We start from the raw sequence: 12211 nt of genomic DNA on the forward strand, positions 1-12211 counted from the left end.
GACCGGCTCGGCGCCGGAGTCTCGGTGCGGGCCGGAGTGGTGCCGGCGGGTCGGTGCTCATGGTCGAGATCGGTGGCCCGAGCCCGGCCCAACAGGCCCTCCGCGCCCCCAAGGGCGGGCCTCCAGCCCCGACCGACCCATCTGACCGACGCTATGAACCACCTGACTGGCTCGGCAGGCGCATACTGGAACCAATGACAAGGCCTGCGGCACCGAAGCGCCACTTGCCCACCAGCCCCTTCAAGGCGCCGGTCACTCCACGGTGCGAACAGTTCGCCCTCGGGGACCGGGTCATCCACGACACGTACGGTCTCGGCCGGGTCATCCGTGTCGAGGAGGAGATCGCCGTACTCGTCGATTTCGGATCCAGGCAGGTCCGCATCCCGAGCCCGTTCAGCAAGATGTCCCATCTCTGACGCCTCCGACGCCGAGCGACCTCGATCTTCGGAACCCGAGGTCGCCCAGCTCCGTCAAGGCCGCGGACGGCTTCGTCCGCGTCCCGGGCGGCGTCCTGCCTGATCATTCCGTTCGACCGCCACGTCCTGAAAGTGAGACGGCCCCATCGACACAACCTCGACCTCCCTCTTCTCCGCGCTCGAACCAGAGCTCGTCGTGCCACGGCGCGGGGCGCCGCCGCTGACGACCGGGCTCTTCCAGACGCCCGACTTCGGGCCGACCGATGCCGGAACGGCCAGCGCCGAACCGGCCACGGCCACGTCGACCACCGCCGGAGCGGCCGGCCTCGGCGCGCCCGCCGCGGAAGGTCCCCCAGCTGTGGATCCCCGTCGTCCCGCCGTGGATCCCCGTCGTCGCCGGACGCGGCCCCGCCGGCCCTAGGCTCCGGCCAGTTGTAGATCGATCAGCGCGTAGTGCCTTATTGATCAGTGTGTAGTGCCTCTGCATGGCCGAGGGCCGCCAGGTCCCATCCGTCGGCGATGGCCTGGGCGGCGGCCGCGAGGTCATCGACGCCCCCGGCGAGCTCGTCGGGTCGATCGGTGCTCAGGTCGAGGTGGAATCCGTACAGACTGGAGTCGACGAGCCGGACGACACGGCCGACCGACTCCGGGGATGCTCCGCAGCGGACGAGATAGTCCCGCAGAGCCCGCACCCATCGTTCGTTCGCCTCCCTGACAATGGTGGCGAAGCGCTCCTGGCCGATCAGCCCGGTTGCCGCGGCCTGCACGTAGATGTCCGTGCAGCGGTGGAGCGGGTCCCTCTGGACGGCCGCCCACAGGGCGTTGACGCCCGCATGTACTCCGGCGGCCCCGGGAAGCGCGTCGACGGCGGCGACCGCCCGGTCCTCCGCGCGCGTGACGACAGCCGCGACAAGCTCGTCGCGGCTGCCGAAGTGGTAGATGAGCATCCGATCGCTGGTGCCGATCGCGGCGGCGACGGGGCGGAGCGTCAGGCCGATGAGCCCATGCTCGAACACATGGTCGGTTACCTGGTCGAGCAGGTCCTCTCGGCGCCCCATGAGGCCCACATAGTAGGGGTGTAGCGTTCGCTACATCCGGACGTAGCGACCGCTACACTTGTAGCGTTCGCTACGTCCGGAGGGATGTCATGAACGCAGCCCTTGCCCTGCTCGTCGCCGCGATCGGCAGCGAGGTCGCGGCCTCCGCGCTGCTCCCCCGCGCCGACGGCTTCAAGGACCCGCTGTGGTCCGCGGTTGTGCTGCTCGGTTACGGCCTTTCCATCTGGCTGCTTGCCCTGGTGGTCCGCACCCTGTCGGTGTCGGTGACCTACGCGATCTGGGCGGGCGTCGGCACCGCGGCGGTGGCCGTCGTCGGGGTGTTCTTCCTCGGCGAGGCGATGACCTGGGCCAAGGCCGTCTCGCTCGCGCTGATCATTGCCGGCGTGATCGGCCTGAATCTGGTCGGCGCCTCGGGATCCGCCGCATGAGCCGAGGTGGATCGGCCGGATGACGCGGAGCGGAACGGCTCGCGCCGGCGATGGCCGACGCGATGGCCCGACGGGAACGACGGGAACGACGGCATTGCGGGCCCGGTTTCGCCTGGCATCCGCCCACTGATGTAGCACTGGTCCGTGCAGCCTCTATCGGTCATCCTCGTCCACCGCGACCAGCCGGAGCGACTCGTCGACACGATCGACGCGTTCCGTGCGCAAGATGTCCCTGTCACGATCACGGTCGTCGACAACGGATCCGTGGCAATGCCGCCGGTCGAGGCCGCCGACGTCGCGGTCGTGCTGGCCGGCGGCAACCTGGGGTTCGGGCCCGCGGCCAACGTCGGATACCGCGCGTTTCTCGCCGACGAGAACGCGGGGGAATGGGTGGTGCTCGCGCCGCACGATGCGCTGCCCGAGCCCACCTGCCTGGGCCACATGCTGAGCCTGCTGGCGGAGCGGCCACGAGCGGGGCTGGCGTGCGCCGACGTCGGCGACGGAATGACGCCGGTCATCGACCCGTACTTCGGCGGGATCCTCGTGCCCGCGAGCGTCGACGAGGGCTGGGAGCCGGTCGGCCACCCACACGGCACGCTGATGTTGGCCCGGCGCGCGTGCCTCGACGAGGTCGGCATCTTCGACGAGCGCTACTTCGCGTACTGCGAGGAGGCGGACCTCGCGCTACGGGCGAGGGACGCCGGCTGGGAATCCGGGCTCGTGCGAGGGGCGATGGTCAAGAACCCGTACGTCGGCTCGGCCTCCGCGGCCATCGACTACCTGCAGCTTCGCAACACCCTGCTGCTCGTGCGGGAACACTTCGGCCGCTACCACGTGTTCATCCGCTTCTGCGTCGCGCTGTGGCATCTCGCCTCGGGCGTGGTCGTCCCGGCCCGGCGCGGCCCCTACTGGAACCTTGAAGGACGCGTGCGAGGGCTCGTCGACTTCCTCCGCGGACGCTTCGGCCCTCCGCCTCCGCACCTGCTCGTCAGGCGCTGAGGTCGCCTCCGCCGCCGTCTCCACAGATACAAGGAGACGGCGGCGGGTGCTGGCCTACGGGACGAGCGTCGGCCAGTCGCTGGCCTGGGGGAGCGGCTGGCGGAACAGCCTGGCGGCGTTGCCACCGGCGATCATCACGGCCTCGTGCCGTGGGATGTCGGCGAAGCGCTTGCGCAGCAGATCCTGCGAGCCCGGCCAGGTCGAGTCGGCGTGCGGGAAGTCCGTCTCGAACAGGATGTGGTCGACGCCGATCATGTGGCGCTGGTCGAGCGTGCCGGGGTCGTCGAGCATGCAGAAGTAGAAGTTCCGGCGCAGCGCCTCGCTCGGCGTCACGTCGTATGTCCACGGCGTGCCGCCGCTGCCGGAGTGCTCAAGGACATAGTCGAGGCGGTTGATGGCCATCGGCACCCAGCCGATGCCGCCCTCGCTCAGCGCGATCTTGAGGTTCGGGTAGAGCGCCGGGATGCCCGCCCACACCCAGTCGACAGCGGCGCAGAACGCGCCCGCCGGGAAGAGCGACGTCTGCACGTTCAGGCCGCCACCGGGCGAGCCCTGCAGGACGAAGCCGCTCGCGCCGCAGTGCAGCGAGATGACCGTGTCGGTCTCCTCGCAGGCCTTGAAGAACGGCTCCCAGTGCTTGTGGTTGGTGATCGGCGGGAGCTTGAGCAGGTGCGGCGACTCAAGGAACGACACCGACGTGAAGCCGAGCTCGGCATTGCGCCGGATCTCGTCGGCGGCGACCTTCGGGTCCTTGAACCAGGGCAGCTGCATCGGGATGAAACGCTCCGGGTACGCGCCGTGCCACTCCTCGAGCATCCAGCTGTTCCACGCCCGGACCGCGGCGAGCCCGACCTCCTCGTCGTTGTTCATCGACAGCACGCGGCCGGTGAAGCCCCACGCCCCGGAGGGGAAGCACAGCGACGCCCAGATGCCGTCGAGGTCCATGTCCTTCACCCGCGCGTGGACGTCCCACGCGGCCCGGCGCATCTCGCTGAAGTTCAGCGGGTCGAGGGTCCACTCGGATTTCGGGCGCCCAGCGACGACGCTCATCCCGTTGTCGCGGTAGAGCCGGTCGCGGTAGAGCCAGGCCTCCGACCCGTCCGGCGTCGTGATCACCTGGGGTGCCCTGTCGCGGAGCCGCTCCGGGAAGCGCTTGACGAAGACGTCGGCGGGTTCGGTGAGATGATCGTCCACCGAGACGATCGAGTAGCTGCGGTCCTGCGGCTCGGGGTCTGGAAGCAGCTGCCAGTTCGGCCTCGGCATCGTGTGCTCCTGGTTCTCGCCGGTCGCCTTCGGCGCAGTTGTTCGCGAGCGTTTACTCTCTACGATCCTAGTCGCACTCGCCGTCGCGAGGGGTCGCCTCTTCGGCTCTCTCGGTGTTCCGCTCAGGGGGCGAGCATCGAACGCGCGTCGTCGGTATCGAGGCGCACGCCACCGTGCGCGGTCCGGATGAAGGCCTCGACCACGTCGATCTCGAGCATCGCCCATTGCCCGCCGAGGTCGAACAGGTCGCCGGTGGGGTGCCGCTCGGCGAAGTGGCTGGTGAGCGTGGCCGCGTCCGCCACTGGCACCGCGGCGACCCAGCCGCCGAAGGCGACCGAGACCCAGCGGGCCTGCTCGGTCACCGGGCCGCCGAGGCCGCAGAACTGGAAGCGGCAGGCATGGTCGTCCGCTCCGAGCAACTGGCCGATCGCGCCAGGCGCGAGCATGAGCAAGCGGTGGACGGCGCCCGTCGGCCAGTCGGCGTGCAGATCGGCGATCTGCTCGACGCCGGTGGCGTATTCACCCGCGGCCGGGCCGGCCGTCGGCTGCTCGTCCGGGGGAAGGTCGTCCGGGGGAAGGTCGCGGGCGGACGTGTCGCGGTGCGACGAGTCGACGGCGGGCTGCCCGTCGGCGGCGTGGCCGGCCGCCGAGGGGTCCTCCTGCCGATCCATGGATCCCGCGTCCGTGTCCGTGACTGTCTGTTTTGTGGGTGCGCTCGGGATCAGCATGCCATCGAGGCGGCGACTGGTGAAGCGCAGACCGTGGGCGACCCGGCCGCCCCAGAGCGCGAGGCTGCCGTAGTCCGCGGACGCGGTCAGAGCGCGCCCGGCCGCCACGAGTTCGGCGTGGTGCGGGACGGCACCGCCATCGGGAAGACCCGCCATCCGCTCCACCGCGACCTCCAGTAAGGCTGCCTTGATATTAGGTTCGCCTAACTTAACGGAGAGGGTTGCGGGTCACAAGCCCGTGGCCAGGCTCGGCCGGGGTCTCGACCGCCTCCGCCCGGCTCGCCCGCGCCGGCCCACCAGTGCGCCTCGACGCTCTGGCCTGCCTGGACTTCTCGCGGCGGAAAGGCCTCGGCTCCGGCCAGTCGCTGTCCTGTTTGCGGCGCGACGGCGGCACCCTATAGTTGTGTCGAATGTCCGCCTCGTCACGGAAGCGGCCCACTGTTCCACTGGCCCGGTCTCGCGTCGGCTTGTCCGCGGCCGGCGCCGGATGATCGGTGTGGCGCTTGGGTGAGGCCCGCGGGCGTCGGTAGGCGAGCGCGGCGCACAGCCCGCGGACCTTGTCCTCATCGAGCGTGGAGGCCGTCATGGTGGGAGCATCGGGGCGGCGGCGACGCTGGAACGCGGACGACGTTCCTGACCTGACCGGGAGAACGGCCGTCATCACGGGCGCGAACTCCGGGATCGGTTTCGAGGCCGCCAAGGTGCTCGCCGGGCGGGGCGCGACGGTCGTGCTGGCGTGCCGCAACCCAGCCAGGGCGCGGGACGCCGTCGACCGCATCCGGGCTGTCGCCCCCGAGGGAGACGTCTCCACGCTGGAGATGGACCTCAACTCGCTCGCCTCGGTGCGCAAGGCCGCCGACGCGCTGGTGGCCGAACGTCCCGTCATCGATCTGCTCATCAACAACGCCGGCGTGATCATGCTGCCCTACGGGCAGACGGAGGACGGCTTCGAGCAGCATTTCGGGATCAACCACCTCGGCCACTTCGCCTTCACCGGGCTCGTGCTGAACGCCGTCCTGGCCGCCGACGCGGGCAGGATCGTGACGGTCGGCAGCAACGGGCACCGGATGGGGAAGATCGACTTCGACGACCTCGCCTTCGCGCGGGGCTACAAGCCGCTACGGGGCTATGGCCGGTCGAAGCTCGCGAACCTGCTCTTCTCCTACGAGCTGCAGCGCCGGCTGGAGAAGGCGGGCGCGCCGGCCCGGTCCCTCGCCGCGCATCCTGGCGGCGCGAACACCGATGCCGGGGGCTTCGGTGGCGACGGCCCGATGAGGCGGAAGGTCAAGCAGGTGATTGACCGCGTCCCCAACCCGATCGTGCACTCCGCGCACAAGGGCTCCCTGCCCATCATGCGCGCGGCGGCGGATCCGGCATCGGAAGGCGGCCAGTACTACGGCCCGTCCGGGCTGCTGAGAATGACCGGACGCCCGGTCCTGGTCTCCTCCAACGCGGCGTCGCGCGATCCCGAGGCCGCCGCGCGTCTATGGGAGCACTCGGAACAGCTGACCGCGGTGACCTACCCGCTCTGAACCGGTCGTCCGCTGCGCGCCACCCGATCGACCGATCCACGCGTCGCCCGTCGCCCGTGCGTGGATCAGCCCTCGGTGTCGGGCCGCCGTGGGCTGTGTCCTTCTCGTACCGCGGCGGCTATGAGGCCGATGACCCAGGTGGCGGCGCGCGTCGCCTCGTCGGGATCGAGATTCCAGGTTGTGATCATACGTTCGAACGTCGAAACGCTCCAGTAGGCGTCCAGCGCCGCGGCGGCCATCTCGCGCTCGCTGTCGGTCCAGCCGGACGCCGACTGGGCCAGGGCGGCCCGGAGTGCGCCGCGGCGGCGCTGGTCGAGCGCGGCGAACGTCGGGTCGTCGAGGGGCGGCCGGTCTATCGGAAAGGTCGCCAGGTAGGCGAAGGTCTGCGCGATGGTCTGGCCGAAGTTGTCGAGGCGGAGGGTCTCCAGCTCGACCCCGGCCTCGGTCTCAAGCCGGCGTAGGACGGTGTCGCGAAGGTTTCGCTCGGTCGCGAAATGCCGGTAGACCGTGCTTTCGTTCACGCCGGCCCGCTGGGCCACGGCTCGGATCGTGAGGCTTCGCCAGTCCCAGTTCGGCAGGTCGTGGACGATGTCGGTGGCCGCGGTGACGATCCGCTCCCGGGTCGCCGCGGCCTGCTTGGACCGCTGCGAGTTCTTGAAGGAGTGGGGCCTCGGCGGGTGGCCGCCTGAGTCTCCAGGCCCACCAGCGGCCTGAGCGCCCCCGGCGCCGCCGACAACCACCGGTTCTCCCGTCTGTGCGTGTCACCTGGCTTGTCGCCGGATGCCGCCGGCTGACGGGCGCCGCCGGCTGACCGGCGGCCGCCGCTCCCGAAAGGGCCCAACCGCCACGGCGGGAGCGCGGTCCGGCGTCGAACCTAGTCGCCCGCGCCTCACCACGTCGACCACATCTCACTACGCCAGCCAGGCCTCACTACGCCAGCCACCTCACTACGCCAGCCACGCCAGCCAGGCCTCACCACGTCGGCGTCGCCGTCCAAGGGGTGCGCGCGCCGGGCTGGTCCGTGCCTCGGCGATCCCGGTCCGACGCCATCTCGCGCAAGACTTCTTGCACGAGATGGCTTACGCTGTGCCCGTCGTTGTCTGACATCCACCGGTTCGGCCCTGTCTGGAGGCGGCTGTGACGGCTACGGAGCTCCCCGCGCGTCCGATGGACTCGACTCGCGACGACCGCAAGTCGGCGGCACTGGCGGCCCAGCGCGTGCACGCCGATGCCGGGGCGCGGGTCGTCGGCAACTTTCAGTTAGGCCGTGCGATCCTGCGCAGCGCGCAGATGCGCCAGGCGGGCGCGGGCTCCGACGGGATGAACCCGGATGACGAGTTCTGCCCGGTCTTCTTCCTCGACGGCGACACCCATCGCGGCCGGCGCACGGCGATCGCCCGCTTCTTCACCCCGAAGGCCATCAGCTCCCGCCACCGCCTGGTTATGGAGCGCACCACTGACGAACTGCTCGCCCAGGTGCGCGCCGATGGAAGAGGGCGGCTCGACGAGCTCAGCTACAAGCTGGCCGTCGCGGTGGCCGCGGAGATCGTCGGCCTGACGGACAGCGACCAGTCCGGGATGGCCAAACGCATCCAGGCCACCTTGCTCGGCACCCGGCTGCGCGGCATGCATCCCGTCATCCGCTTTGGCGCCCAGGCCGTGACCGCCGTGCACGCGATGCGGTTCTTCGGCCGCGACGTGCGTCCCGCGATCAGGTCCCGCCGCGAGCAGCGGCGCGAGGATGTCATCTCGCACCTGATCGAAGAGGGCTACCCGGACAAGGCGATCCTCATCGAATGCATGACCTACGCCGTCGCCGGCATGGTCACCACCCGTGAGTTCATCGTGATGGCCGCCTGGCACCTCTTCGACGACGACGCCCTGCGTGCCCGCTTCGCGGCCGGCGACGAGGCCGACCAGATCGCGATCCTCGAGGAGATCCTCCGCCTCGAGCCCGTGGCCGCGATGCTGCACCGGCGTGCCACCGAGGACGCCGACCTGGGGCCGGACTCCGTCAAGGCCGGAGAACTGCTCGCGGTCAACATCCGAGCCGCCAACGTCGACTCGGAAACGGTGGGCGCCTGCCCGCACGCGCTCGACCCCGACCGGGCCAGCCGGCAGAAGGGCGTCGGCTCCTACATGAGCTTCGGCGACGGCAGCCACCGGTGCCCCGGCGCCCAGGTGGCGATCGCCGAGACCCGGGTGTTCCTGGACGCCCTCCTGCGCCTGCCCGACGTCCGTCTCGAACGCACCCCGGACATGACCTGGTGCGACGGCCTCATGAGCTACGAACTCCGCGGCGCCGTCGTCACCTGCTCACGGGCCTGACCGGCGGCCTCCTAGGCCTTCTTGGGCCTCGGAGGCCGGAGGCCTAGCGCTGCTCGATCACCTGGTCGATGAGGCCGTATTCCTTCGCCGCGGCCGCGGTGAAGACCCGGTCGTGGTCCGTGTCGGCGCGCAGCGTCGCGGTGCTCTGCCCGGTGTGCCGGGCGAGGATGTGCTCGATGTCCGCCCGGACGCGGACGACCTCGTCGGCCTGGAGGATGAGGTCGGGGATCGCGCCGCGGCCCTGCGCCGCGGGCTGGTGCAGGATGACGCGCGCGTGGGGAAGCACGGCGCGTTTGCCCTCCGCGCCCGCGGCCAGGAGGACGGCGCCGACCGCGACGGCCTGTCCCACGCAGGTCGTCGCCACATTGGGCCGGATGTAGCGCAGGGTGTCGTAGATACCGAGCATCGCGCTCGGGTCGCCGCCCTCGCAGTTGATGTAAAGCTGGATGTCCCGGTCGGGGGCGTCCGCCTCCAGATAGAGCAGCTGCGCGACCAGCGCGTTCGCGACACCGGAGTCGATCGCGGTCCCGAGATAGATGATTCGCTCGGTGAGCAGGTGCGAGTAGACATCCATGACGCGGTCACCGCGCGGATGCTGCGCGATGACGTTCGGGATCGTGTAGGTGCTCATCGGGCGGCCCGGTCGGCGGAGAGCCCGATCCCGATGGGCCGGCGGCCGCGCGGGGCGACCTCGTCGAAGGCCCCCACGATCGCGTCGATGAAGCCGTAGTCGAGGGCCTCCTGCGCTGTGAACCAGCGGTCGTGCAGCGAGTCCTCGAAGATCCGGTCGACGGCCTGGCCGGTGTCCTCGGCGATGAGCCGGAGCACCGTGTCCCGGGTATGGCGCAGGTCGTTCGCCTGCAGCTCGATGTCGACCGCCGTGCCGGCGATCCCGGCTGAGCCCTGGTGCATCAGGACGCGGGCATGCGGCATGGCGCGCCGCTTTCCCCTGGCGCCCGACGACAGCAGGAACTGGCCGGCGCTGTAGGCGATGCCGAGCGCCAGGGTGGACACGTCGCAGGGGATGAGCTGGATGACGTCGCGGATGGCCAGCATGGACGGCACCGACCCGCCGGGGGAGTGGATCCACAGCGCGATGTCGGCCGAGGCGTCCTCGGCCGCCAGCGCGATCATCTGCGTGGCCAGCAATGTGCCGTTGTCATCGTCCAACGGGCCATCGAGCACGAGGACACGTTGCGCATAGAGGTCCTGTCGCATCCGGTCGTTGAACAGCGGGGGCCTCGGTTCACCACTCATGCCTCAACTCTGCGAGATCGTCTGGCCGGTCGGCCCCGCGGTCTGCCCGCGGCAGATTTGCTGACGGCAGACGACCGGCCGAGGGGGCCGGTCGGAGCTGCCGGCCGAGGCCGCGGGTGACTGCTTCCCTTGCTCGGCTCGCCATGCTCGGCTGACAGCGCTCGGCGCCCGCCGCGCGGTAATGCTCGAATGCCGACGAGGCAGTCGCCGGGTGGGGCGGAGACCGTGAGATGCCCAGGTAGGGACCTACACTCTTCGGACATGGCGCTCAGTGACGAAAAGTACGTGGCAGTCACGACCTTTCGCAGGAACGGCTCCGGCGTGCCCACCACGACCTGGATCGTGCCGCTGGAAGGCGGTCAGGTCGGCTTCTGGACATCGTCCGCGTCCGGCAAGTACAAGCGGCTACGCAACAACCCAAAGGTGACCGTGCAGCCGTCGGACGCCCGCGGCCGCGTCAAGGCCGGTTCGGCTCTCTCCGATGGGACGGCGGAGATGGTGACGTCCGGCGTCGAATTCGACGAGATCCAGAGCAAGGTGCGGGCGAAATACGGAGTCATGGTGGGGATCTCGAAATTCTTCAACACGCTCGGCCACCTTGGTAAAGGGCCGTTCCCCTATGGGGACGTCGGAATCGTCATCACCCTTGGCGGCGCGGAGCCCGGGGCGGGGGCAACGTCCGGCGGGGCGTAGCCCGCGGGCGGATCCCGCCGGACTGTGCGTACCTGAGGTGGCCGCTGACGGCCGCGTCGGTCTTCTGGGTGCGGCTTCAGCACCCTGGAGGCCATGTGCCGGGTACTCGAATGCCAGCCCGGCGACCTGCTCGAGTGGGTGGAGGAGTGAAGTGCGCGGCCCGACAGTCGCTGTGACGGGGGTCACTTCCTAGCTGTTTCACGGCTCGGCGGGTTCGTCTCGTCCTCGGGGTGAGCGGCGCTCGACAGGGGCGCCATCCACCGCGAAGGACTCTCCATGTCACACGAGAACCACACCCTGGGCGGCGAGCAGAGCGGAACCCGCATCCTGGTGCTGGGCGGCGGCTACGCCGGCGTACTGGCCGCTGTGCGGGTGGCCCGACGGACTCGGCGCCGCGGCGGCCGGGTAACCCTGGTGAACCCGTCCGACCGATTTGTCGAGCGGCTACGGCTGCACCAGCTGTCCACCGGCCAACGGCTTGCCGACCACCGCCTCCCGGATCTGCTCGCCGGCACGGGCGTCGCGTTCATGCGGGGTCTGGCCGTCGGGCTGGACCGGACCGCGCGCACCGTGGACGTCGACACCCAGGACGGCCGCCGGCAGCTCGGCTACGACATCCTCGTGTACGCGCTCGGAAGCGTCACGGAAACCGACGCCGTGCCAGGTGCGGCCGACCACGCGTACACCCTCGCCGGCCCGGCGGCGGCCCGGCTGGCGGGCCGGCTGACCGAGCTCGCCGCGGCGGCCGGCCGGGTCGCCGTGGTCGGCGCCGGCCTCACCGGCGTCGAGTCGGCCGCTGAGATCGCGGAGACGTTCCCTGGCCTGGGCGTCACCCTGCTCAGCCGGGACGAGCCGGGCCCGATGATGGGCGACGCCGCCCGGGCGTACCTGAACCGGGGGCTCGACCGGCTCGGCGTCGAGGTTCGCTCCGGAGCGGACGTCACGAAGGTGCTGCCCGCGGGGGTCGAGGTGGCTGGCGACCCGGAGCCGGTGGCGGCGGACGCCGTCGTCTGGACCATTGGTGTCCGGGCGCTTCCGCTGGCCGAGCAGGCCGGCCTCGCGGTCGACGCCCAGGGCAGGATCCTCGTCGACGAGGCGCTGCGGTCCGAGTCGGATCCGGCGGTCTACGCCGTCGGCGACGCGGCCGCGGTACGCCAGCCCTGGGGAATGATCCACGGCACCTGTCAGAGCGGGATCCCGACCGCCGCGCACGCCGCGGACAGCATCGGCCGCCGGCTGCGAGGCCGCCGGCCGAAGCCGTTCCGGTTCGGCTACATCCACCAGCCGGTGAGTCTGGGCCGCCGGGACGCGGTCATCCAGTTCACCCATGCCGACGACAGCCCGCGCCGCTGGTACCTCAAGGGCCGGGCGGCCGTCCGGTACAAGGAGCTGGTCAGCGGCAGCCCGCCCGCGTTCTTCCGGCTTTCGCGGTGGTTCAACGTGCCGATACTGATGCTGGTACCGGGCCGCGGGCCGCGGTGGCTCCGACGCGGTCGGTGAGCGGGGAGC

Annotated in this window: 13 protein-coding genes and 1 pseudogene; 8 read left to right on the forward strand and 6 right to left on the reverse strand. The window is 70.6% G+C overall.

The window, feature by feature from the left end; genetic code table 11:
* The first annotated feature begins 224 nt into the window (after positions 1-224).
* On the forward strand, positions 225-416 hold the full coding sequence (locus QOZ89_RS29200; RefSeq protein ID WP_071054376.1) for a hypothetical protein: 192 nt from the start codon (positions 225-227) through the stop codon (positions 414-416).
* Positions 417-874: 458 nt separating this feature from the next.
* Here QOZ89_RS29200 and QOZ89_RS29205 read toward each other — a convergent pair whose 3' ends face one another.
* Positions 875-1474, reverse strand: a complete 600-nt coding sequence (locus QOZ89_RS29205; protein WP_312626691.1) for a TetR/AcrR family transcriptional regulator — start codon at positions 1472-1474, stop codon at positions 875-877.
* An 89-nt stretch (positions 1475-1563) separates the two neighbouring features.
* Here QOZ89_RS29205 and QOZ89_RS29210 point away from each other — a divergent pair, with 89 nt between their 5' ends.
* Both QOZ89_RS29210 and QOZ89_RS29215 read left to right on the forward strand, forming a co-directional pair.
* On the forward strand, positions 1564-1902 hold the full coding sequence (locus QOZ89_RS29210) for a DMT family transporter (RefSeq protein WP_071054374.1): 339 nt from the start codon (positions 1564-1566) through the stop codon (positions 1900-1902).
* A 144-nt stretch (positions 1903-2046) separates the two neighbouring features.
* Positions 2047-2901 carry a glycosyltransferase family protein gene (locus QOZ89_RS29215; RefSeq protein WP_071054373.1) on the forward strand — a complete coding sequence of 285 codons (855 nt, stop codon included), beginning with the start codon at positions 2047-2049 and terminating at the stop codon, positions 2899-2901.
* A gap of 54 nt (positions 2902-2955) precedes the next feature.
* Here QOZ89_RS29215 and QOZ89_RS29220 read toward each other — a convergent pair whose 3' ends face one another.
* Together QOZ89_RS29220 and QOZ89_RS29225 are read right to left on the reverse strand one after the other, a co-directional pair.
* Positions 2956-4164, reverse strand: a complete 1209-nt coding sequence (locus QOZ89_RS29220; RefSeq protein WP_071054372.1) for an amidohydrolase family protein — start codon at positions 4162-4164, stop codon at positions 2956-2958.
* Positions 4165-4286: 122 nt separating this feature from the next.
* Complete coding sequence (locus QOZ89_RS29225; RefSeq protein WP_198543638.1) at positions 4287-5048, reverse strand: hypothetical protein; 762 nt, start codon at positions 5046-5048, stop codon at positions 4287-4289.
* A gap of 428 nt (positions 5049-5476) precedes the next feature.
* Here QOZ89_RS29225 and QOZ89_RS29230 point away from each other — a divergent pair, with 428 nt between their 5' ends.
* The gene (locus tag QOZ89_RS29230; protein ID WP_071054406.1) at positions 5477-6424 is read left to right on the forward strand and encodes an oxidoreductase; all 948 of its coding nucleotides are present in this window, start codon (positions 5477-5479) and stop codon (positions 6422-6424) included.
* A 65-nt stretch (positions 6425-6489) separates the two neighbouring features.
* Here QOZ89_RS29230 and QOZ89_RS29235 read toward each other — a convergent pair whose 3' ends face one another.
* Positions 6490-7164: a TetR/AcrR family transcriptional regulator gene (locus QOZ89_RS29235; protein WP_312626698.1), complete on the reverse strand. Its 675-nt coding sequence runs from the start codon at positions 7162-7164 to the stop codon at positions 6490-6492.
* Between the two features lie 397 nt (positions 7165-7561).
* Here QOZ89_RS29235 and QOZ89_RS29240 point away from each other — a divergent pair, with 397 nt between their 5' ends.
* The gene (locus QOZ89_RS29240; RefSeq protein WP_071054363.1) at positions 7562-8752 is read left to right on the forward strand and encodes a cytochrome P450; all 1191 of its coding nucleotides are present in this window, start codon (positions 7562-7564) and stop codon (positions 8750-8752) included.
* A gap of 43 nt (positions 8753-8795) precedes the next feature.
* On the opposite strand, the gene QOZ89_RS29245 is transcribed toward QOZ89_RS29240, so the two are convergent.
* Both QOZ89_RS29245 and QOZ89_RS29250 read right to left on the reverse strand, forming a co-directional pair.
* Positions 8796-9383: a ClpP family protease gene (locus tag QOZ89_RS29245; protein ID WP_312626700.1), complete on the reverse strand. Its 588-nt coding sequence runs from the start codon at positions 9381-9383 to the stop codon at positions 8796-8798.
* Positions 9380-10009 carry a ClpP family protease gene (locus tag QOZ89_RS29250; protein ID WP_071054358.1) on the reverse strand — a complete coding sequence of 210 codons (630 nt, stop codon included), beginning with the start codon at positions 10007-10009 and terminating at the stop codon, positions 9380-9382. Before QOZ89_RS29250 ends, QOZ89_RS29245 begins: the two co-directional genes overlap by 4 nt.
* Before the next feature lie 261 nt (positions 10010-10270).
* On the opposite strand from QOZ89_RS29250, the gene QOZ89_RS29255 reads away from it, so the two are divergent.
* From QOZ89_RS29255 to QOZ89_RS29260, 3 genes and pseudogenes are all read left to right on the forward strand, one after another.
* Entirely contained in the window at positions 10271-10702 is a 432-nt protein-coding gene (locus QOZ89_RS29255; RefSeq protein ID WP_312626705.1) for a PPOX class F420-dependent oxidoreductase, read from the forward strand.
* Positions 10703-10774: 72 nt separating this feature from the next.
* A pseudogene (locus tag QOZ89_RS47675) lies at positions 10775-10852 on the forward strand (helix-turn-helix domain-containing protein); the annotation flags it as partial.
* A 126-nt stretch (positions 10853-10978) separates the two neighbouring features.
* A complete protein-coding gene (locus tag QOZ89_RS29260) occupies positions 10979-12202 on the forward strand; it encodes an NAD(P)/FAD-dependent oxidoreductase (protein WP_312626708.1) in 1224 nt (407 codons plus the stop codon).
* Positions 12203-12211 lie beyond the last annotated feature (9 nt).

It is taken from the genome of Pseudofrankia coriaricola, assembly GCF_032027725.1.
In the GTDB taxonomy this organism is placed as follows: Bacteria; Actinomycetota; Actinomycetes; order Frankiales; family Frankiaceae; genus Pseudofrankia.

Bases quoted from the DNA above. Each gene is read 5' to 3' on its own strand.
- QOZ89_RS29205 (WP_312626691.1), bottom strand. From the start codon at position 1,474: ATGGGGCGCCGAGAGGACCTGCTCGACCAGGTAACCGACCATGTGTTC.
- QOZ89_RS29210 (WP_071054374.1), top strand. From the start codon at position 1,564: ATGAACGCAGCCCTTGCCCTGCTCGTCGCCGCGATCGGCAGCGAGGTC.
- QOZ89_RS29220 (WP_071054372.1), bottom strand. From the start codon at position 4,164: ATGCCGAGGCCGAACTGGCAGCTGCTTCCAGACCCCGAGCCGCAGGAC.
- QOZ89_RS29225 (WP_198543638.1), bottom strand. From the start codon at position 5,048: ATGGCGGGTCTTCCCGATGGCGGTGCCGTCCCGCACCACGCCGAACTC.
- QOZ89_RS29230 (WP_071054406.1), top strand. From the start codon at position 5,477: ATGGTGGGAGCATCGGGGCGGCGGCGACGCTGGAACGCGGACGACGTT.
- QOZ89_RS29245 (WP_312626700.1), bottom strand. From the start codon at position 9,383: ATGAGCACCTACACGATCCCGAACGTCATCGCGCAGCATCCGCGCGGT.
- QOZ89_RS29250 (WP_071054358.1), bottom strand. From the start codon at position 10,009: ATGAGTGGTGAACCGAGGCCCCCGCTGTTCAACGACCGGATGCGACAG.
- QOZ89_RS29255 (WP_312626705.1), top strand. From the start codon at position 10,271: ATGGCGCTCAGTGACGAAAAGTACGTGGCAGTCACGACCTTTCGCAGG.
- QOZ89_RS29260 (WP_312626708.1), top strand. From the start codon at position 10,979: ATGTCACACGAGAACCACACCCTGGGCGGCGAGCAGAGCGGAACCCGC.